At 63.4% G+C, this 21,119-nt stretch carries 20 protein-coding genes; 9 read left to right on the plus strand and 11 right to left on the minus strand.

Features of this window, described 5'->3' with window-relative positions; translation table 11 throughout:
* Positions 1 to 4: 4 nt before the first annotated feature.
* Genes CDV49_RS02925 through CDV49_RS02935 form a run of 3 tightly spaced genes read right to left on the minus strand, consistent with a single transcriptional unit; the run spans position 5 to position 3,494 of the window.
* Entirely contained in the window at positions 5 to 937 is a 933-nt protein-coding gene (locus CDV49_RS02925; RefSeq protein WP_088214080.1) for an ABC transporter permease, read from the minus strand.
* Between the two features lie 54 nt (positions 938 to 991).
* Positions 992 to 2,581, minus strand: coding sequence for an ABC transporter substrate-binding protein (locus CDV49_RS02930; RefSeq protein WP_088214081.1), 1,590 nt, complete (start codon positions 2,579 to 2,581; stop codon positions 992 to 994).
* Between the two features lie 28 nt (positions 2,582 to 2,609).
* Complete coding sequence (locus CDV49_RS02935) at positions 2,610 to 3,494, minus strand: serine hydrolase (RefSeq protein ID WP_088214082.1); 885 nt, start codon at positions 3,492 to 3,494, stop codon at positions 2,610 to 2,612.
* A 119-nt stretch (positions 3,495 to 3,613) separates the two neighbouring features.
* Here CDV49_RS02935 and CDV49_RS02940 point away from each other — a divergent pair, with 119 nt between their 5' ends.
* A complete protein-coding gene (locus CDV49_RS02940; protein WP_088214083.1) occupies positions 3,614 to 4,555 on the plus strand; it encodes a LysR family transcriptional regulator in 942 nt (313 codons plus the stop codon).
* A 3-nt stretch (positions 4,556 to 4,558) separates the two neighbouring features.
* Here the strand turns inward: CDV49_RS02940 and mnmH are convergent, their stop codons facing one another.
* Positions 4,559 to 5,608 (minus strand): tRNA 2-selenouridine(34) synthase MnmH, encoded by a 1,050-nt coding sequence (gene mnmH, locus CDV49_RS02945; protein WP_088214084.1) that lies wholly within the window; start codon positions 5,606 to 5,608, stop codon positions 4,559 to 4,561.
* A gap of 81 nt (positions 5,609 to 5,689) precedes the next feature.
* Between mnmH and CDV49_RS02950 the strand changes: the two genes are divergently transcribed.
* From CDV49_RS02950 to arcC, 6 genes are all read left to right on the plus strand, one after another.
* On the plus strand, positions 5,690 to 6,838 hold the full coding sequence (locus CDV49_RS02950) for a succinylglutamate desuccinylase/aspartoacylase family protein (RefSeq protein WP_179209100.1): 1,149 nt from the start codon (positions 5,690 to 5,692) through the stop codon (positions 6,836 to 6,838).
* Between the two features lie 258 nt (positions 6,839 to 7,096).
* On the plus strand, positions 7,097 to 8,530 hold the full coding sequence (locus CDV49_RS02955) for a YfcC family protein (RefSeq protein ID WP_256947210.1): 1,434 nt from the start codon (positions 7,097 to 7,099) through the stop codon (positions 8,528 to 8,530).
* A complete protein-coding gene (locus CDV49_RS02960; RefSeq protein ID WP_218821872.1) occupies positions 8,530 to 9,915 on the plus strand; it encodes an amino acid permease in 1,386 nt (461 codons plus the stop codon). The genes CDV49_RS02955 and CDV49_RS02960 overlap by 1 nt, the downstream gene beginning before the upstream one ends.
* A 4-nt stretch (positions 9,916 to 9,919) precedes the next feature.
* Positions 9,920 to 11,146, plus strand: a complete 1,227-nt coding sequence (gene arcA / locus CDV49_RS02965; protein ID WP_088214087.1) for an arginine deiminase — start codon at positions 9,920 to 9,922, stop codon at positions 11,144 to 11,146.
* 72 nt (positions 11,147 to 11,218) lie between these two features.
* Entirely contained in the window at positions 11,219 to 12,220 is a 1,002-nt protein-coding gene (locus tag CDV49_RS02970; protein ID WP_088214088.1) for an ornithine carbamoyltransferase, read from the plus strand.
* A 3-nt stretch (positions 12,221 to 12,223) separates the two neighbouring features.
* On the plus strand, positions 12,224 to 13,156 hold the full coding sequence (gene arcC / locus CDV49_RS02975) for a carbamate kinase (protein WP_088214089.1): 933 nt from the start codon (positions 12,224 to 12,226) through the stop codon (positions 13,154 to 13,156).
* 36 nt (positions 13,157 to 13,192) lie between these two features.
* On the opposite strand, the gene CDV49_RS02980 is transcribed toward arcC, so the two are convergent.
* Genes CDV49_RS02980 through pcaD form a run of 6 tightly spaced genes read right to left on the minus strand, consistent with a single transcriptional unit; the run spans position 13,193 to position 17,907 of the window.
* The gene (locus CDV49_RS02980) at positions 13,193 to 14,509 is read right to left on the minus strand and encodes a class-II fumarase/aspartase family protein (RefSeq protein ID WP_088214090.1); all 1,317 of its coding nucleotides are present in this window, start codon (positions 14,507 to 14,509) and stop codon (positions 13,193 to 13,195) included.
* Positions 14,510 to 14,553: 44 nt separating this feature from the next.
* Positions 14,554 to 15,408, minus strand: a complete 855-nt coding sequence (locus CDV49_RS02985; RefSeq protein WP_088214091.1) for a 3-keto-5-aminohexanoate cleavage protein — start codon at positions 15,406 to 15,408, stop codon at positions 14,554 to 14,556.
* Positions 15,409 to 15,414: 6 nt separating this feature from the next.
* Positions 15,415 to 16,020, minus strand: a complete 606-nt coding sequence (gene pcaG, locus CDV49_RS02990) for a protocatechuate 3,4-dioxygenase subunit alpha (RefSeq protein WP_088214092.1) — start codon at positions 16,018 to 16,020, stop codon at positions 15,415 to 15,417.
* Positions 16,020 to 16,757, minus strand: coding sequence for a protocatechuate 3,4-dioxygenase subunit beta (gene pcaH, locus CDV49_RS02995; protein ID WP_088214093.1), 738 nt, complete (start codon positions 16,755 to 16,757; stop codon positions 16,020 to 16,022). Before pcaH ends, pcaG begins: the two co-directional genes overlap by 1 nt.
* A complete protein-coding gene (pcaC, locus tag CDV49_RS03000) occupies positions 16,754 to 17,140 on the minus strand; it encodes a 4-carboxymuconolactone decarboxylase (RefSeq protein WP_179209101.1) in 387 nt (128 codons plus the stop codon). Before pcaC ends, pcaH begins: the two co-directional genes overlap by 4 nt.
* Complete coding sequence (gene pcaD / locus CDV49_RS03005; protein ID WP_088214094.1) at positions 17,131 to 17,907, minus strand: 3-oxoadipate enol-lactonase; 777 nt, start codon at positions 17,905 to 17,907, stop codon at positions 17,131 to 17,133. The genes pcaC and pcaD overlap by 10 nt, the downstream gene beginning before the upstream one ends.
* A gap of 42 nt (positions 17,908 to 17,949) precedes the next feature.
* Here pcaD and CDV49_RS03010 point away from each other — a divergent pair, with 42 nt between their 5' ends.
* Together CDV49_RS03010 and CDV49_RS03015 are read left to right on the plus strand one after the other, a co-directional pair.
* Positions 17,950 to 18,900 carry a LysR substrate-binding domain-containing protein gene (locus CDV49_RS03010; RefSeq protein WP_179209102.1) on the plus strand — a complete coding sequence of 317 codons (951 nt, stop codon included), beginning with the start codon at positions 17,950 to 17,952 and terminating at the stop codon, positions 18,898 to 18,900.
* 58 nt (positions 18,901 to 18,958) lie between these two features.
* Positions 18,959 to 19,948: a serine hydrolase domain-containing protein gene (locus tag CDV49_RS03015; RefSeq protein WP_088214188.1), complete on the plus strand. Its 990-nt coding sequence runs from the start codon at positions 18,959 to 18,961 to the stop codon at positions 19,946 to 19,948.
* Between the two features lies 1 nt (position 19,949).
* Here CDV49_RS03015 and argE read toward each other — a convergent pair whose 3' ends face one another.
* Positions 19,950 to 21,119 carry an acetylornithine deacetylase gene (gene argE, locus CDV49_RS03020; RefSeq protein WP_088214096.1) on the minus strand — a complete coding sequence of 390 codons (1,170 nt, stop codon included), beginning with the start codon at positions 21,117 to 21,119 and terminating at the stop codon, positions 19,950 to 19,952.

A 21,119-nucleotide genomic window follows, 5' to 3' on the forward strand; every position in this document is an offset into this window, starting at 1 on the left:
CCCCTCAGCGATAGCGGATGCGCGGGTCGATCATCAGATAGGCGATATCGACCAGCGTGTTGATGACGAGGAAGAAGCCGACGATGAGCAGGATACAGCCCTGCACCGTAGGAATGTCGCGCACAGCGACCGACTGGGTGAGAAGCGACCCGATACCCGGCCAGGCGAACAGGTTCTCGATAACCACCGAGCCGCCCAGCATGGAGCCGAATTGCAGCCCGATGGTGGTGAGCACCAGCACGAAGGCATTCCGCGCCATGTGGCGTGTGATCACACGCCGCTCCGGGTTGCCCTTGGAGCGCGCGGTGCGGATGAAATCGGCATTCATCGTTTCCAGAACGGCGGCGCGGGTGGTGCGGGCCAGCAGGGCCATCGGGGCGATCCCCAGCGTCACGGCAGGCAGGATGAGGTTCCTGAACGCGCCGTTGCCATAACCGAAGGTCGGCAGCAGCCCGAGCTGGACCGAGAAGAAATACATCGCCAGCAGCCCGAACCAGAAGGCGGGGACAGACAGACCGGAAACCGCGAATGTCATTGCCAGCGTATCCACCCATGTGCCCTGCCGGACAGCCGCGATGAAGCCGAGCGGCAGGCCCACCGCCACGGCAAACAGGATCGCCGCCACGGCGAGCGAAAGCGACGCGCCGATCCGGCCCGCAAGAACGTCGGTCACCGGGCGCTGGGTGGCGAAGGACGTGCCGAGATCACCCCGGACCAGCCCTGCCACATAGCCTCCGAAACGCTCATGCACCGGCTGGTTCAGCCCGAGCTGCGTCTCGATACGCTCCAGCACGCGGGGATCCACATCCGTCTTGTCGCCCAGAAGTGCCGAGGTGAACGACCCCGGTATCACGCTGAACAGCAGGAAGACGAGCGTCACCACCGCGCAGATGGTCACGAGGGATTGCAGCAGTCGCCTGCCGATCACCGGTAGCATGGCATGTCCTTGCTCTGGCTGGGATGCCGGCGACCCTTTCGGGTCGCCCTGCGGTCAGCGGTTGGGCTTGTTCTCGTCCACCCAGATGCTGTCCACCTCAAGGATCGCGGCCTCGGTCACATTCGCATCGACACCGTGTATCCAGGGCTGCGTGGCAAGCACCGCCTTGTTGTAGTTATGAAACCACACCGGCGCATCGTTGAACACGATGCCTTCGGCCTCACGGATGAGCGCCACGCGCTTGCCGTGATCGACCTCGGCGGCGGCAGCATCCAGTACCTTGTCGAATTCGAGGTTCTTGTAGGCCGAGCGGTTGCCCGCGGCGCGGGAGACACGGCTGTCGAAATAGCGCAGCGCCGCGATGTCGTCCGGCCCTGTTCCCGTGGAGCGGAACCAGGCCAGGGCCGTCCCGTCGGTCATCGCATCGACCAGAACGTTCTGTTCCACCACACGCGGTTTGGCAGTAATGCCGATCTCCCGAAGATAAGGCATCATCGCCTGCAGAACGCCGAGCGATTGGGTGCTGTCCACCACCATCACCTCGATCTCGACACCATCCGCATAACCGGCCTCCGCCATGAGAGCCTTGGCCTTGGCGGGGTCGTAGGAATAGGGGGCGCGCGTCTCGTCAAACGCGGCGGAGGTCGCGGGCAACCAGCCGTTGGCCTTGAACGCCTTTTCCTTCAGAAGCTTCTGGATGATGAGATCTCGGTCCACCGCATAGTTGATCGCCTGCCGGACGCGGGCGTCGTCAAAGGGTTTTTTCTCCGTGTTCATCCCCATGTGACGGGTAAAGACCTCGGAAACCTCGATCAGACCTTTCGAAAGCTCCGGGTCCGCCTTGTACTGCGTATAGACATTCTCCGACAGCACCGTCGCGTCGATCTCGCCGGCCCGGAAAGCCATATCCATCGCGGAATAATCGGAGGTGATGACATAGCTCACCCGATCCGCATAGGGCTTCCCTTCCTTGAAGTATCTATCGAACTTCGTGCCGGAAATAGCTGATCCCTCGACATGTTTATCAAACACAAAAGGACCCAGGCCCACGGGATCGGACAGGAACTCCGGTGTGTCGGCAACCTCTTTCGGCAGGATCGCGGTGATCGCTTCGAACAGCAGGTTACCCGGCTCCACATGCTCGGCAAAGGTGATGGAGAAGGTGAGGTCGTCGATCTTCTTCAACCCGGCCACATGCGCCGCCTCGCCCCGCGCATACTCCCGGGCACCGACGATGGGTTCCAGCTTGACCGACCCCGGAAATGCCTTTTCCGGGTTGAGGATGCGCTCATAGGACCAGATGACATCGTCCGCCGTCATCTGTCGCCCGTTGTGGAAATAGATGTCGTCGAACAGCGTATAGGTATAGGTAAGCCCGTCCTCCGAAACCGCGACCTCGGACGCGAGATCGAGCGCCGGGGCATTCGCAGCGGAATCCCATGTATAAAGCGCCCGGTGGAATGCCTTGGACACAGCCATATCCTGCGAGGCATAGGTCGCGTGCGGATCGAGAGACTTCAGCGCCGAGCCATAAGGCGCCACGAGGCTCAATGTCCCGCCTGCCACCTGCGCCAGCGCGAAGTTGGAGGTGGTCGCAAGAGCCAGCGCACCTGCGCCGAGCGCGATCTTCCAGCGATTGTTCATGGTTGTTCTCCCTGTTGTTATCGTTGCTTCAGCAAAAGACCCTGCTATGGAAGACCCGCGCGAACTCCGTCAGCAGCGTCTCATCCGCAGCGGCCCGCGATCCTTCCGTCATGATCGCGATGAGAAGCGAACGCCCGTCGGGCCGCTCGCCATACAGCAGGTCGTGGCGCGCGCTAGAAGTGTTTCCCGCTTTCGACCAGCAGCGCATTTCATCCGGGAGGCCACCCGCGAGATAGGTCGCCGCCTGATCGCCCTCATGCGGTCCGCCCCGCCGCTGGAAATCACGGGACAACAGGTCCTGCATCCATTCTGTTCCGGGTAGAGCGCCCCGCATCACGTCGTGCATGAGCGTCGCCGCCGCTAGTGCGGTCAGACGATTGGCGTTCTGCGGGGTGCGAACCTGAAACGCGCGGCCATACGGGCTGTCTTCGTATGTCCCGTGAAGAATGTTTATTCCTTTGAATTCAGATAATTCGATGCGTTCATAAAAGTTTCGCATGAACTGTCTTCGCGCGAACCACTCCTCCAGTTCGGCGCCATAGAGCGGCCCGCCATCTTCGGCACCCGTGATCCGCCCGATGAGATAGACCGTCGCCTCATTGGAGGAAATGCCAATCATCGCCCGTGCAGCCCGGTCGTCCTCAGGATCGTATTCGATCTCTCCCCTGGCGCGGAGCGTCGCCAGCATGTTCAGCACGAAAAGTTTCATCACCGAGGCCGGATAGCGCGCCTGACGGGGAAGATGGCTCATCACCTCTCCATCAGCGAAGCGCCCCGCGGCCCCCGCGCGCAATGGGCGGTCGTAGAGGCGGATGGCAAAGCTCACATCCGCTGGTTCGATGCCCGCACGACGGGACAACACCTCATGAAGTGCTGCGTGGGCAGGAGACGCGGCTGGGTCGAACTGTTCCATGAACGGGCCTTGCTTTGGTCACGCAAGGGATAGCGATCCCTTCGATTTTCGATACAGAAAATGCGATGCAAGTTCATGCACGCGTGATATGAACCTGCAACACTCCAGAAGGTCCACCCATGATCCAGCCCGATACTCCCCTCACCCTTCGCGAGATCGAGGTGTTTCGCGCGATGATGCGCTTCCATACCGTCACTGCGGCGGCGCATGCCCTCGGTTCGTCGCAACCCACGATCACACGGGAACTTCATCGGCTGGAGAAACATATCGGATTTGCATTATTCGAACGAAAGCGGCAGCGCCTGTTTCCGACCTTGCGCGCGCTGCAGCTGTGGGAGGAGGTCGATGCGGCCTATGCCGGTTTGGCGCGGATCAACGCCACGGTCGAGCGGTTACGGGCCGCGGATACCGGCACGATGACCATCGCAGCGCTGCCCGCCCTTGCGCAGACCCTGCTCCCCGATGCGATCCTGCGCCTTCTGGAGCGGCAGCCGGGCATGACCGTGGACGTAGCGACCCAGGATCCGCGGAACGACTCCGTGCTGACCGGCTTCAACTTCGACCTCGGGCTGACAGAGAGCTTCCACGCGCAGCGGAGGGTGGAGGTGGTGCCGCTCGGTGTTTTCGACATGGTGGTGGTCATGGCCCCGAGTCATCCCCTGTCGGAGCGTGCAGTCTGCACACCGCAGGATTTCGCCGGGATCGACTATATCTCGTTTCCCGTCCACGATCCCTATCGGGCCGGACTGGACCGGATGTTCGATGCGGCCGGGGTCTCGCGGCGGATCCGCGTGACAGCGCAATCGGCGGCCGCTGTCTCCGAACTGGTGTTGCGGGGCCTCGGGGTGGCGATCCTGAACCCGCTGACCGGTCTTGCTCTCGCGGAACGCGGCGCGGTCATCCGGCCATTCAGCCCCGGGCAGAAGTTCATCGTCTCGGCCGTCCGACCGGAGGATCGTCCTGCTTCCGATGCGGTGGATGTGCTGGTCACGATCCTGCGGACAATCTGCACCGAGACCCATGGCCGGATCGCGGCGGCGGTCCGTGCCGCACCTGCATAAGCACTAGCGGGGAGTGGTGACCAGCGCGGCGATCCGGTCTGCCAGACCCGGGATCGCTTCCGGGCGCAGGCAATCGACCTGCACATCCTGCACGCCTCCGCCAGTCCGGGCGCGGTGCCGGTTGTAGCGCGGATCGTAGTGATGGAGCATCAATTCAGCCGCCAGTTCGCGCCATGCGCCCCGCAGGACGAGCGCCTGCCACTCTTCCACCCTTGCCGCAGGATGGAGAGGGCGGAGGCTTTCGACAATGGCCGCGAGCCTGCCCGGATCGGCCAGCAGATCACCATAGGCCCGGAGGAGATAGTCGGCACGCGCCGCCGCCGGCGCGACAATGGCGATGCGCGGCGCGGCCTTCATCGCGCGCCAGAGCGTCGGAGGCAGCAGGCAATTTCCGATACGCGAACTCTCGGCTTCCACCAGCACCGGCCTTGCAGGGTCCAGCGATGCGAGGGCTAAGGCCAGCCGCCCCTCGAACGCGCGCTGCGAGGGCTGCGGCCCCTGCCCTCCGAAAAGCGAGCCGCGGTGGTTGGCCATCCCCTCGAGATCGAGCACCTGCACCCCGCGTTCGGGCAGGAGGCGGAGCACTTCGGTCTTGGCCGAACCCGTGTTGCCGTCGAGCAGGATGACCGGGGCCGGAAAGGGCCGGTCATGCAGGCAGGTGATGACCTGCCGGCGCCATGCCTTGTAGCCGCCCTCCAGCCGCGCGACGCGCCAGCCGACTTCGGAAAGGATGAGAGAGATTGAACCCGACCGCTGCCCGCCCCGCCAGCAATAGATCAGCGGCCGCCAGCCTCCCGGCATCTCGGCAAGCGCCGTCTCCAGATGATGCGCCGCGTTCCGCGCCACCAGTGCGGCGCCGAGCTTGCGCGCCATGAAGGGCGAAACCTGCTTGTAGAGCGTGCCGACACGCGCGCGTTCCGCATCGTCGAGGGCAGGCAGGTTTATGGCGCCGGGCAGATGGTCTTCGGCATATTCCGAAGGGGAGCGCACGTCGATGATCGTGTCGAAGCCCATCTCCGCCAGATCGGTGAGCGCTGTGAGGCGGAAAGTCATGGAAGCGTAGTCCTCCGGGGCTGGACGCGGCATGATGGAGCGTGCACAGAAACCGGACCGCCCCAGGCAGGAGAAAGACCGATGACGCGTCCCATGCAAGCCCAAAACCCGCTTCGGGAGACGATCACCCTGCCGCCGCCCCTCTCCGGCCCCGCGCGGGAAATCGCCGTGCTGCGTTTCGGCACCCCGGGCGCACGTCCCAAGGCCTATCTTCAGGCAGGGTTGCATGCGGATGAGTTCCCCGGAATGCTGGCGTTGCACGAGCTTGTCCCCCTGCTTGCCGAGGCTGGCAACCAGGGACGGATCGTGGGCGAGATCGTCGTGGTTCCGGTCTGCAACCCGGTGGGGCTGTCGCAGGCGGTGCATGGCGCGGTACGCGGGCGTTACGAAACGGCGGGCGGCGAGAATTTCAACCGCGGCTGGCCGGATCTGGCAGAGGATGTGGCCGGGCGCGTGGCGGGCCGGCTGGGAGGCGATGCCGCCGCCAATGTCGCGATCATCCGGCAGGCGATGGGAGACCTCGTTGCTGCGATGCCGCGGGAGACGGAGATCACGGCGCTGCGTCAGGCCCTGATGACGCTCGCGCATGATGCGGACTATGTGCTCGACCTGCATGCCGACAGCGAAGCGGAAGTGCATCTCTATATCGGGACGCCGCTGTGGCCGGATGCTGCCGATCTTGCGCAGGAGATCGGTGCGCGGGCCGTCCTGCTGGAGGAGGTGTCCGGCGGAAATCCGTTCGACGAGGCCTGCTCCGGCCCGTGGTGGTCGCTGGCGCGCCGCTTTCCCGGGCAGCCCGTGCCCCCCGCATGCCTTTCCGCCACCGTGGAACTGCGCTCCAACAATCAGGTGGATGAGACGCTGGCCCGCAAGGACGCCGCCGCGCTTCTCTCCTTTCTGGTCCGGCGCGGCGTGGTGCAGGGCGAGGCAGGGCCACTGCCCGAGCCGCTCTGCGATGCCACGCCACTCGACGGGATGCAGCAGCTCACCGCGCCGGTCGCAGGGCTGATCCTCTACCGGGCGGACCTTGGAGAGCGGGTGCGGGCGGGGCAGGTCGTCGCCGAGATTGTTGACCCGCTCGGCACGACGACACCGGTCGTCGCCGTGACCGACGGTGTGCTCTTCGCCCGGCTGGAGCAGCGTTTCGCCTGGGAGGGCCGGATCATCGGCAAGATTGCCGGCGCCGAACCACTCGCCTCCCGTATCGGCACGACGCTTCTCCCGGCCTGACGCACGCTCAAGACCGGACTGATTTGCAAGCGCCCCCGCTCTCTGCGAGGGGCGCTTTTGTTTTTGGGGTAGCAGTCAAGCTTTTTTATCGAGCATCCAGAACAATAAAATACATCTCAATCTTAGAGATTGATCTTGAAATCCCTGTGAGCGGTCCACGTGGAATAACGACCTCCAAGCGGGTGTAATCGCGACAAGGCCGGCATCGGCCTTGCTCGACCGGAAGTTTCCTCAATGCCACGGGCAGGGAGTTTTCGCGTGAAATTCAAGTTTCCAACCGCCTTCACCATTCTGTTCTGTCTCATCGTCGTTGTAGCAATCCTGACGTGGTTCGTACCTGCCGGCGAATATACACGCCAGATGAGCGAAACGCTGGGTCAGGAGGTGCCGGTTCCCGGCACCTACCATGCCGTCACCCAGAACCCTCAGGGGTGGTGGGATGTGCTGCTCGCCCCCATCGCCGGGTTCTATGACCCGGAGTCGGGCATGGCGCGCGCCATTGATGTAGCTCTCTTCGTTCTCATCATCGGCGGTTTCCTTGCTGTCATCACGCGGACGGGGGCCATCGACGCCGGGATCGGCGGGCTGATGAACGCTCTCAAGGGCAAGGAAGTCTGGCTGATCCCCATCCTGATGACAGCCTTTGCCCTCGGCGGCACAAGTTATGGGATGGCAGAGGAAAGTCTTGCGTTCTACGCCATCGTCATTCCGGTGATGTTACGCGCGGGCTATGACTCGCTTACCGGCGTGGCCACCATCCTGCTGGGCTGCGGCATCGGCACGATGGGCTCGACCTTCAACGCCTTTGCCACGGTGATCGCCTCCAACGCGGCCGGAGTACCCTTTACAGACGGGCTGACGCTGCGTGTGGTGATCCTTGTGGTCAGTCTGCTGGCCGGCATAACCTTCGTGATGCGCTATGCCCAGCGGGTAAAGAACGACCCGTCCAAGTCCATAGTCGCCGACATGCGCGAGGAAAACATCCAGCGCTTCCTGAAGTCGGAAGACGGAGATTCGGCGACCCTTCCCGAATTCACCACGATGCGCGCCATCCTCCTGTCGCTCTTCGGGCTGACCTTCGTCATCATGCTGTGGGGGGTCATCAGTCAGGGCTGGTGGATGGCCGAGATGTCGGCGCTGTTCCTGGGCATGGCGATCCTCACTTGGCTGGTTGGCAAGTTCGCGCCCGAGACCAGGTTCGATGAGGGGACCTTCGTCGAAACGTTCGTCAACGGGGCGCGCGACCTGCTGGGCGTGGCGCTCATCATAGGCGTGGCGCGCGGGATCGTCGTGGTGATGGACGCGGGCAAGATCACCGATACGATCCTTCACTCTCTTGAAGGTCTCTTCGGTGGGCTGGGCCAGGTCATGTTCATCAACACCATCCTGGTGGTGGAGACGATCCTTTCCTTCCTCGTTCCTTCGTCCTCCGGTCTGGCAGTGCTCAGCATGCCGATCCTTGCACCGCTGGCAGACTTTGCGGGAGTGACACGAGACCTGGTGGTGACGGCCTATCAATCCGCCAATGGCTGGGTGAACCTTTTCAACCCGACCTTCGCAGTGGTCATGGGTGGTCTCGCGATCGGGCAGGTTTCCTATGACCGGTGGTTGAAGTTCGTCTGGCCGCTGCTTGTCATCCTCGCCATCATCATCATGGTGGTGCTCAGCGTCGGCGCGCTTGGCGGGGCGTGATGTCCGTGACGAACGATGTGTCGCTCATCGGCGAGGCAGCAGGAAGCCAGCAGCCGGGCCTCGGTCTTGTCGCCTGCACGGCGCTTGTCGTGGGCAACATGATCGGATCGGGCATCTTCCTGCTTCCCGCGTCGCTTGCGCGGATCGGGCCGATCTCTCTCGTGGGCTGGGTGCTTACGTCGCTCGGCGCGCTGGTTCTTGCGCTGATCTTCGGACGGCTATCCCGGCTCGTGACCAAGACGGGTGGTCCCTACGCCTATGCAGAAACCGCCTTCGGCGAATTCATGGGGTTCCTCATCGCATGGGGCTACTGGATCGCGCTCTGGACGGGGAATGCGGGAGTGGCGGTCGCGCTGGCGGGCTATGTGGGATTTCTGTTTCCCGCTGTGGCGGAAAGCGCCACCTACAGTCTTGCGGTGGCGCTCGTCAGCATCTGGGTGCTCACCCTCGTCAACATTCGGGGGGTACAGGAAGCGGGCTTTGTCCAGATCGTCACCACTGTACTTAAGCTGGTGCCGCTTGTCCTTATCGGGGTGCTGGGGCTGTTCTGGATCGACGGGCGCAATTTCGCTCCGGTGAATGTGAGCGACCAGTCCAATATCGCAGCCATATCGGCGGCGGCGGCACTGACACTCTGGGCCTATCTCGGGCTGGAATCGGCGACCGTACCGTCCGGCAATGTCCGCAACCCGGAGAAGACGATACCGCGGGCCACCGTCGCGGGCGTGCTGATCGCGGCCATTGTCTATATCTCTGTCACGACAGTCGCGATCGGCGTGATCCCTTCCGACGAACTCGCGGCATCTTCAGCGCCGCTGGCCGACGTCGCCCGCTCCATGTGGGGCGTGACGGGGGGGCTGCTTGTCGCGATCGGCGCCGTCATCTCCTCTTTCGGAACATTGAACGGCTTCACCCTGCTCACCGGCCAGGTGCCTTACGGCGCCGCGCAAGACAGGGTCTTTCCCGCCGTTTTCGGAGAGCTTTCGCGCTTCGGCACACCGGCCAATGCTTTGGTGCTGTCCAACGTCCTCGCTTCCATCCTCGTCACGATCAACTTCGGACAGGGGTTGGTGGACGCTTTCAATACGATCGTTCTGCTCGCCGTCATGTCGAGCCTTCTGCCTTACTGCGTCTGTTCCCTCGCCGAAGTGGCAATCCTCATCTCGCGGGGAGAATTGCGCGCGCGGAAGCTGTTCAGTGCAACCATTCTCGGGGGGCTGGGGTTCCTCTACTCGATGTGGGCGCTCTACGGCTCGGGAGCAGAGACGGTGTTTCTAGGCTTTCTTCTCCTGATCGCGGGGATTCCTGTTCATGTGGGCATACGCTGGCGCAATGCACGGGTCGCCGCGATCGCAACCGGATCGCAATTCCAAAAGGAGGTCTGATCCTATGCAACTCGGTGTTCATTCCGAAATCGGCAAATTGAGGAAGGTGCTGGTCTCCCGCCCCTCCCTCGCCCATGAGCGGCTGACCCCAGGAAACGCCGCGGACCTTCTGTTCGACGACGTCATCTGGGTTTCCAAGGCCCGTGCCGACCACGCCGACTTCGTCCTGAAGATGAAGTCGCGCGGTATCGAGGTCTATGATCTTCAGGACCTGCTGGCCGAGACCTTCGAGAAAGTGCCAGAATCGCGCGCCTTCGTCCTCGACCGTCGGATCAACGACAATTACGTCGGCCCGACGCTGGTGCCGATCCTCCGGCCCTGGCTCGACTCGCTGGCACCTGCCGCGCTCGCGAGACACCTGATGGGGGGTATCGTCCGCGATGACCTGCCGAAGGAAATGGTCACGTCCCTGATGACCGATATCCTGTCGTCCAGCGAATTTCTTGTCCGCCCGATCCCCAACGCGCTTTTCCAGCGCGACCCGTCCTGCTGGGTATATGGCGGCGTGACGCTGAACCCGATGTTCTGGCCTGCCCGCAAACCGGAGACGCTCTATCAGCGCGTCGTTTACAAGTTCCATCCGATGTTCACGGAAAACGAGTTCGATATCTGGCTCGGCGATTCCGATGAGGATTGGGGGAATACCTCTATCGAGGGCGGCGACGTGATGGCCGTGGGCAAGGGCATCGTCCTGTGCGGCGTCAGCGAGCGGACTAGCCGTCAGGGCGTCGACAAGCTCGCCCGCGCCCTCTTCGCGAAGGGTGCGGCGGAAAAGGTCATCGCCTGCGTGATGCCGAAATCGCGTTCGGCCATGCACCTCGATACGGTTTTCACCTGCGTGGACCACGACAAGGTGACGGCTTTCGGCGAGGTGATCGAGGAAATCCGGCCGTTCAGCCTCGTTCCTCATGACAAGTGGGGCATCGAGATCATCGAAGAAAAGACCGACCTTCTTGAAACATACAAGAAGGCCATGGGCCTCAACGACCTGCACACGATCTATACCGGCGGAAACGAGTTCCAGGCCGAGCGCGAGCAGTGGGACGACGGCAACAACGTCGTCGCGCTGGAGCCGGGTGTCGTCATCGGTTACGAGCGCAACACCCACACCAACACGCTCCTCCGCAAGGCCGGGATCGAGGTCATTACCATCAACGGCAGCGAGCTTGGACGGGGCCGGGGCGGCGGTCACTGCATGACCTGCCCGATCCTGCGCGATCCCGCGTATTGAGCCGACACCGCAAGGGGGTGCGAGAGCACCCCCTCCTCCAGACGATTTCGACCAGTCACAAAGGAGTCCACCATGGGTCTCAATCTTCGCGGTCGCAGCTATCTGAAGATCGCCGACTTTTCCCAGCGGGAAATGCTCTATCTGCTTGATCTTGCGCGCGATCTGAAACGGGCGAAATACTCCCATTCGGAGCAGCCGGCGCTGTCGGGCAAGAATATTTGCCTGATCTTCGAGAAAACCTCCACCCGCACGCGCTGTGCCTTTGAGGTGGCCGCCCACGATCAGGGGGCGCATATCACCTATCTCGATCCATCGGGCAGCCAGATCGGCCACAAGGAATCCATGAAGGATACCGCGCGCGTGCTCGGTCGGATGTTTGACGCCATCGAATTCCGGGGCGCCGGACAAGGCATGGTGGAAGAGCTGGCACAATACTCCGGCGTTCCGGTCTACAACGGGCTGACAGACGACTGGCACCCCACCCAGATGCTCGCCGACTTCCTCACCATGACGGAATATGCCGACAAGCCACGGCAGCAGATCAAATATGCGTTCGTCGGCGACGCGCGCAACAACATGGGCAATTCGCTTCTGATGCTCGGTGCCATCATGGGGTGCGATGTGCGCATCATTGCGCCGAAGAGTCTTTGGAACCATGACGACGTCGTCGAGATGGCAAAAAAGCGTGCCGAGGAAACCGGTGCCAGAATCACGATTACCGACAATATCGACGAAGGCGTGAAAGGGGTGGACTTCGTCCATACGGATGTCTGGGTGTCGATGGGCGAAGCGGCGGACGTCTGGGGGGAGCGGATCAAACTGCTGAGCCCCTATCAGGTCAACAAGGCGATGCTGAACAAGACCGGTAATCCCAATGTCAAGTTCATGCACTGCCTGCCCGCCTTCCACAACACCGATACCAAGGTCGGCAAGCAGATCTTCGACCAGTTCGGCATCACCGAGATGGAGGTGACGGAGGAGGTGTTCGAGAGCCACCAGAACATCGCCTTCGAGCAGGCCGAGAACCGGATGCACACGATCAAGGCGATTCTGGTCGCCACGCTGGCGGGGTGATCCATGGGAACCGTGGTCATTGCCCTTGGCGGTAACGCCCTGCTCAAGCGGGGCGAGCCGATGACCGAGGAAAACCAGCGCCGGAATGCCCGGCTGGCGGCCGAGGCCCTTGCGCCGCTCTGCCTTGAACACACCGCAGTGGTCACCCATGGCAACGGCCCGCAGGTCGGGCTGCTCGCCCTCCAGCAGGAGGGGTCCGACACACCCGCGACGCTGGATGTCCTGGGCGCGCAGACCGAGGGCGCGATCGGCTACATGATCGAGCAGGAGTTGGGCAATGTGCTGCCCTTCGACAAGCCCATCGCAACGATCCTCACGATGACGGAGGTCGATCTGGACGACCCCGCCTTCAAGAACCCGACCAAGTTCATCGGCAAGGTCTATTCGGAGGAGGAGGCCAAGAAGGAAGCCGACGCGAAGGGCTGGGTCGTCAAGCAGGACGGAAAATACTGGCGTCGTGTCGTCGCGTCGCCGGAGCCGAAGCGCATCTTTCAGCTTCACCCCATCCAATGGCTGCTGGAGAAGGGAACGACAGTGGTTGCGGCGGGCGGAGGCGGTATTCCTACGGCGTATGATCCCAATGCCGAGCGGCAGCTCATCGGGGTGGAATGCGTTATCGACAAGGACAACGCCTCCTCTCTGCTTGCGCGGGATCTGAAGGCCGATTTCTTCGTGGTAGCCACGGATGCAGACGCGGTCTATCTCGATTGGGGAAAACCCGAGCAGAAGGCCATCCGCTCCGCGACCCCTGACGGGATGGATGCCTATGACTTCCCTGCTGGCTCCATGGGGCCAAAGGTGAAGGCCGCGCAGGATTTTGCCCGCGCCACCGGCAACCGTGCGGTCATCTGCTCGCTTGCGGATATTCCACAAGCGGTCAAAGGCGAAAAAGGCACCACGATTTTCGCGGGTGCAGGCGAAACGGCATTCTATTAAGCCCGGCTCCGGGCAGGTGTTCCCGCCCGGAGCCTTTCACAGGTCTCGTACGAGCTTCGCGAAGGTTCTTGCCTCCGCCGGTGCAGTTCCAAGCCCCCCGGCCGCACTGAGATACAGGTTGGGGAAATCGCGCGCCACAAGCTTACCCAAGGCTACGTGGGTCAGCTGAGCCTCCTTGCACAGCGTCTTGATCTTCGCCTGCGCATCGGGCCGCGGAATATGGCGCGCGAGGGCAAAGGTATAGGCTTCCGCATGAATAAGGCCCGTACCGTCATCAAGACCATGCGCCATCGCCTCGGAATCCGGGCTGATCGCGCCCGCGATCTCCACGGAAAGCGCCAACGCCCGGCCCGTGGAAACACAGATCTGCGGGAGCGTGAGCCATTCCACGAACCAGGCCGACCCATCGCGCTGCTGCCGATGTATGCCCGCGCCCTCCAACGTCGCGGCGAGTGCCCCGATCTGCCGCGCCAGAGCAACCAGCACCGATGGGCCGACCGGGTTCTGCTTCTGCGGCATGGTGGAGGACCCCCCTGCACCCGCGATGCGGATCTCGCCAATGCCGGACTGCGCCATCAACACGAGGTCATCGCCCATCTTGCCAAGGCTCGCGGCAAGGCCTGCCATCCAGCCTGCGAAAGCACCGATCCGGTCACGCTCCGAATGCCACGAGGCCCCGGGATCGCTGAGCCCGAGCGCCCGCGCCAGACCGGCGCGCACTTCCGGCCCTTCCGGTCCCATGGCGGAAAGCGTACCTGCCGCACCACCAAGCGAAACGGTGGCAAGATCTGCCGATACCTCATGAAGCCGATGCCGGTGCCGCAGGATCGGTCGCCCCCAACCCGCGACGACAGAGCCGAAGCTGGTCGGCGTCGCCACCTGACCATAGGTCCGGGCCGCCATGGGAAGGTCGGCATAGTCACCCGCCATGCGACCGAGTGCCGTCAGCAGAGCCGCAAGACGTGCATCCCAAAGCTCCACCACGCGCCGGAGCCTGAGCGCGAGGCCGGTATCAATGATATCCTGACTTGTCGCGCCCCAGTGAAGATACTGCGCGTGATCCGGCGCAGCCATTGCCTTGCGAAACGCCGAGACGAGAGCAGGCACCGGCACCGCGTTCACCGCCGTCTCCGCCGCCAGGGCGGACGGGTCGATCAGCACTTCCCGGCTGGACCTGTCGATAAAGGCGGCGGCGGTTTCCGGGATGATCCCGAGCACGCCCTGCACGCGGGCAAGGGCCCCTTCCACCAGCAGCATGGCACGTATCTCGGCGCTGTCGGTGAAGAAGGCTGCGGTTTCATCGTCTCCGAAAAGCCCGCGGTAAAGGGCGCTGTCGGCAGGGGCGGCAGGCATGGTCGATCTTTCGTCTGGGCAGATTACGGGCGGAAGAAAGCGCGTTACCGCGCCGCGTGCAAGCCCTGGCCCGGCATACGCAGGCCGAGAATGTCGCGGGCCTGCTGCCAGGTGGCCACAGGACGCTCGTACCGGTCGCACAGCTCAACCGCGCGACGCACCAGCGCCGCATTGGACGGCCCAAGCGTTTCCCGGTCGATCCGCACGTTATCCTCCATCCCGGTTCGGGTATGACCGCCCTTGCGTATGGCCCATTCGTTCAGAACGATCTGCTGCGGCCCGATCCCCGCCGCACACCACGAGGCATCGGGGGCAAGCCGGTGGAGCGTTTCTATATAGAAGTCGAGCACGCGCTCATCCGCAGGCATGGCATTCTTCACGCCCATGACGAACTGCACATAGAGCGGGCCTTTCAGGCGTCCGTCTGCCTGCATCCGAGTCGCCTGAATAATATGACTTAGATCAAAAGCTTCTATCTCTGGCTTGATGTCATATGTGAGCATCTCTCCCGCCAGCCAGTCCACCAGGTCGGGCGGATTTTCATATACCCGCGTGGGGAAGTTGTTCGAGCCAACGGAGAGGGAGGCCATGTCCGGCCGCAGGGGCAGCATCCCGCCGCGTGCTTGACCCGCACCGCTTCTGCCCCCCGTCGAAAGCTGGATGATGAGGCCGGGGCAATGGGTTTCCAGCCCCTCCTTCAGCCGCGCGAACCGCTCCGGGTCGGAGGTCGGCAGCCCCTCATCGTCCCGCACGTGGCAATGGGCGATGCTGGCCCCCGCCTCGAACGCTTGCTGGGTCGATTCGATCTGTTCGGATATCGAGATCGGCACCGCCGGGTTATTCGCCTTTGTCGGCAGCGATCCGGTGATGGCAACGCAGATGATGCAGGGGCCGGCCATTTTACCTCACATGTCGAAGAAGACGGTCTCGTTCTCGCCTTGCAGGATGATGTCGAAGCGGTATGCGCCCTCGCCCGTCTTTCTGGCGATGAGCGTGTTCACCCGCTCCCGGAACTCGATACGCTGAAGCACCGGGCAGGAGTCGTTATCCTCTCCCTCGAAGTAGATCCGGGTCTGGAGGCCCAGGTTGATCCCCCGCGCCACGACCCAGAGCGCGATGTGCGGCGCCATCAGACGCCCATCCGGGAAGGGAGCGCGCCCCGGTTTGATCGTCTTCAACGTCCATTCACCGCTGTCGAAATCTGCGATAATCCGCGCCCAGCCGGAGACGTTGGGATCTGCGGCTCCACGAGGATCGTTGCCCGGGTAGATACCTTCCGCATCCGCCTGCCAGCTTTCGATGAGCGCGTCGCGCAGGATCATGCCTGCCCCATCGCGCACGGTGCCGGTGATGGTGATCTGTTCGCCCTTGGCGCCGTCGCTGATCGGGCTTTCCCCGAGATCGACCGGATAGATGCCGGGAATACCGAGCTTGTTCGGGGTCAGACCGATATGAACGTAAGGTCCGGCCGTCTGGGAGGTCGTTTCCTTCAGATAGTCGAGTTCCTGCATCACAGGCCCTCCTTCCGGTTTTCGAAGAAGCTCTGACGTCGACCACGGAGCACGACATCGAACTTGTATGCAAGACAGTCCATCGGGATGGCGCGGTTCATGTCAAGCGGCGCGACGAGCACGTCGATCGCCTTCTGCTGGCCGATGGTTTTCACAATGGGACACCGCTGGATCAGCGGATCGCCCTCAAAATACATCTGGGTAATAAGCCGTTGACCAAAGCCCGAGCCGAAAATCGACAGGTGGATGTGCATGGGCCGCCAGTCGTTGACGCGGTTCGGCCAGGGATACGCGCCGGGGCGCACCGTGAGGAACTCATAGGATCCGTCGGGCCGCGTGATGGTGCGCCCGCAGCCACCGAAGTTCGGATCGAGCGGCGCGGCGTAGCTATCCTTCTTGTGACGGTAGCGGCCCCCCGCATTGGCCTGCCAGATCTCCACCAGAACGCCCGGTATCCCGCGCCCGTTCTCGTCCATAACCTTGCCGTGGACGATGATCCGCTCGCCGATTGCCGGATCGCCGGTGAAGTTGAGGATGAGGTTGTTGTCCAGCTCGCCCAGCATGGATTGCCCGAACGCCGGCCCCGTCTCCTCCGAGAGTGTGGAGCCGAGCGCGACCAGCGGCCGGAACGGCGCGCGGGTCATCGATGTCTTGTAGCCCGGCGTATAGGCTGGCGGGTGCCAGTCCCGATCCCGGAAATAAAGCGGCCCACGGTCGATGGTGTTGCTGAGAGTCATTGCGCTGCCTCCATTTCTGCGAATGTCTCCTTGGCTATCTTGATGGCGTGATTGGCACGCGGCACGCCGGCATAGATCGCCACGTGCAAAAGCGCCTCCATCACATCCTCCTGGCTCGCGCCGGTATTGGCGGTGGCGCGGATGTGCATGGCAAGCTCATGGTCGTTCCCCAGCCCCGCAAGGAGCGCGATCGTCAGCATCGAGCGCTCCCGGAGAGAGATCGTGTCGCGCGACCAGACGCGGCCCCATGCAGCATCGGTGATGAGCTCCTGAAAGGGCTGATCGAGCGGGCTCTTGGCGGCCTCCGCCCGGTCCACATGCGCATCGCCGAGAACACGGCGACGGGTCGCCATTCCCTGCTCAAGAATATCCGTCACTGGCATGTTCCCCTCAGAAATGGTGTCAATATGGCCGCGTAAGCCTTTGTATCTTCTACACATGGTATATGCGCGACTCCCTCCATCCGATGAAGGACCGCGCCGTCAACAAGGGAAGCCGTCCCTGCAACGAGATCGGGAGGTGTCGCGCCATCCTCGCTGCCCGCGATAACGATCACCGGCACCTTGATCTGGCGCGTCGTTTCCGTCAGATCGGCGGCGGCAATGGCTTTGCAGGCGGCGATATAGCCTTCCGCCGGGGTACGGACGAGCATGTTGCGCCACAGCGCAAGCTCGGGCCGCGTCCGATAGGCCTCGGCGAACCAGCGCTCCATCACTGCGTCAGCAATGCTCTCCAAGCCATTGTCTTTGACGGCATCAACGCGAGAAAGCCAGCTTTCCGCAGTCCCGATCTTCGCCGCCGTATTGGAGAGGACGAGCCCCCGGATCAGCTCCGGGCGGGTAGCGGTCAGCGCCTGCCCGATAAGGCCGCCGATGGACAGACCGACGAACACCACCGGCCCTCCCACAGCTTCGATAAGCGCTGCCGCATCGTCCGCCAGTTCGGAGATGCTGGTTTCCGCGATATCGGACAGGCCGTGTCCGGGTTTGTCATAGCGAATGAAGCGAAAACCCTCGGGCAGATGCGGCAGAAGCGCATCCCACAGGTGCATATCGGTCCCCAGCGAATTCGCAAAGATGACAGCCGGCCCGCTGTCCGCCCCATCCACACGGTAATGCATCGCCCCCCAGGGGCGCGTCAGAACTTGCATGATCTCCTCCACATTCCCATAATCTGCCACAAGGAAAAACCGATGGATAATGCAAAAAGCGTGCATATGGATAACTCGGAGAGCATACATCCAGCGGTGAAGCTTCGGCACATTCGGACCTTTCTGGATATTGCGAGCGAGGGGAATCTTTCTGCGGTCGCGCGGCGGCAGGGCATTACGCAGCCCGCCCTGTCGCGCACCCTGGCCGAGCTGGAGACCCTTCTCGGTCAGCCGCTGTTTCTGCGTCAGGGGCGGCGGCTCGTGCTGACTGAGGGGGGCGCCCTGTTTCGGCGGCATGCGACGGCTTCCCTGCAATCGCTGGAGGCGGGCGCCGCGGCCCTTCGCCCGCGCGCGGGAGGCACGCTGCGGGTTGGTGTCCTTCCGACGGTAGCAAGCTGGTTCTTTCCCCGCGTCGCGCTCCGCTTCCGCGAGATACGGCCGGAGATGGTGCTGGCGGTGGAGACGGGTCCGCATTTCCACCTGATGCGCCAGTTGCGGGAAGGCGGTATCGACCTGATGATCGGCCGGCTGCCGGAGGCGCGGGACATGGCGGGGCTGAGCTTCGAGCACCTGTATGAAGAAGATATCGTACTGGCCGCCCGCCAGGATCACCCCCTGCTCGACCTTCCGCCTGCCGAGGCGCTGGCGCGGTCGCCGCTCATCCTGCCACCTGTCACGGCGATCATCCGGCGGCCCGTGGACGACTATCTGGCCTCTGTCGGCCTGCCCAATCTGCGACCGGCGGTGGAGACCGTCTCGCTCGCCATCGGGCGCGCGATCTGCCGCGGGTCCGATGCCCTGTGGTTCATCTCTCGCGGCGTCATCGCGGAGGAACTGGAGCGGGGAGAGATGGCGCTGCTGCCGGTGAAGGCGCGCTTCCTTGCCGGAGCGGTGGGCACCACCCGGCGCCAGACGCATGAAGCACCGGGGCTGGAGACGCTGGAAGAAATCGCTCGAGACATTGCGCGGACGGTGCCATCGACCGGCGGTTGAGACATCACTTCGGGGTGAAACTCCGGGACGCGGCAAAACCGCAGCTTAAATGGTGCTGATGGATCGCCGTCTTTTCCTTGTTCTCGCCGCTGCGACACCCCTGTTCCCTCTCGCGGCTCATGCCTGCGTGGCGCTTCAGCCGCTGGTGGAGGAGGCGGAAAGTCTCCAGCCGCTCGAAACCCTGCTCGTGGCGCAGCGGGGCACCGTCATCGCGGCGCAGGGATATCGCGGGCACGCGCCCGACCAGCCGAAGAATATCAAGTCGGCGTCCAAATCGGTGATCTCCGCCATGGTCGGAATGGCCATCGAGCGGGGGATGCTGGACGGCGTGGACCAGCGGATCGCTCCCCTGCTCCGCAGCGATCTTCCGCAGGACCCCGATCCCCTGATGGAGGAGATCACCATCGGGCATCTGCTGTCCATGCAGGCGGGGCTGGGACGGACATCCGGGCCGAACTACGGTCGCTGGGTCTCCAGCGGCAACTGGGTCCGCGCGGCCCTTGCCATGCCGTTCGAAGCGCGACCGGGCGAAGGGATGCTCTATTCCACCGGATCCACCCATCTGCTGTCCGCGATCCTCACGCGGGCGGGCGGGCGGTCGAGCCTTTCGCTGGCGCGGGACTGGTTCGGCCCGCTGGAAGGCTTCGCCATCACCGGCTGGGACCGCGATCCGCAGGGCGTCTATCTGGGCGGCAACCAGATGGCCATGACACCCCGTTCGCTGCTGTCCTTCGGCGAGCTTTACCGGCGCGACGGCCTGAACGCGGCCGGCGAGCGCCTGCTCCCCGCCCGCTGGATTGCCGAGTCGTGGACGCCCCGCACGCGCTCCCGCTTCAACGGCGACGGATATGGCTACGGCTGGTTCCTCCGCCGCATCGGGGGCGAGGAGGTCCGTTACGGTTGGGGCTATGGCGGCCAGATGGTCTATGTCGTGCCCGGACGGGAGATGACCGTGGTCATGACCTCCGACGATAGCATCCCCTCCGCCCGGACCGGTCACCGGAGCGACCTCCACGACCTGCTCGCCCGCATCCTTGCCGCATGTTGACTCACGCGGCCTGCTTCGCCCGGCTCCAGTCGATCAGCCGCTCCATGAACCGGTCGCAGAGCTGAAGCTGCGCCTCACTGATGTATTCGTCAGGCTTGTGCGCATCGGCGATGGAGCCCGGCCCGCAGATGATCGTCGGCACACCCAGCGTTTCGGAAAAGCGGCCCCCCTCCGTGCCATAGGCAACGCTGGAGGTTCCATTGGCCGCGGCAAGCGACAGGCCCCTCACCGTCGCCTGCGACTCCGGTGGCGTGGCAAGGCCGGGGAATGCGGCATAGACATCAAGGTCGATCCCGGTCTCCGGCGCGCGCGCCTTCATCTCTCCATCCAGCGTGCCGATATAATCGCTCAGCTCCGCGACCAGCGCGTCCGGATCCTCTCCCGGCAGCACGCGGAACTCCCCAAGGATCACCGCTTCATCCGGCACGATGTTCAGCGCGGTTCCGCCGTGGAACGTGCCCACATGCGCCGTGGAGTGAGGCACGTCATAGGCCGGGTTCTGCCTGTCGGACGCCGCAAGCCGCCCCGCGATCTCCCGCATCTTCGCCACGATCAAGGCGCCGTATTCGACCGCATTCACCCCATCCGGCGCAAGCGAGGAATGGCATGACCGACCGCGAACGGTGATTCGCATGGAGCGCTTTGCCTTGTGTCCCACCACGAGGGACATCATCGTCGGCTCTCCCACCACACAGAAATCGGGTTTCACAGGCTGCGCAGCCAGCCAGTCGATCAGTCCGATCACGCCGATGCACCCCACTTCCTCGTCATAGGAGAAGGCGAGATGGATCGGTCGGGCGAGCGGCGCTGCAAGCATCCTGGGCACCGCCGCGAGGGCGCAGGCAAGAAACCCCTTCATGTCGCAAGCACCGCGTGCATAGAGATTGCCCCCCCGCGGCGTGAGGGTGAAGGGATCGCTCGTCCACACCTGTCCCGCAACAGGCACGGTGTCGGTATGCCCCGACAGGATCGTTCCCGGCACGTCGGCAGGCCCGATCGTCGCCCAAAGGTTCGCCTTTTCTCCGGTCGCGTCGAATATGCGGTGGCTCTCGATACCAAGCTCCGCAAGATAGTCCGCGACGTAGTCGATCAGCGGCAGGTTCGAATTGCAGCTCGTCGTGTCGAAGGCGACAAGACGGGACAGAACCTCCGCACTGGTCGGGGTGGGCAT

Origin of the sequence: Haematobacter genomosp. 1 (assembly GCF_002196855.1) — a bacterium.
Classification (GTDB): Bacteria; Pseudomonadota; Alphaproteobacteria; order Rhodobacterales; family Rhodobacteraceae; genus Haematobacter.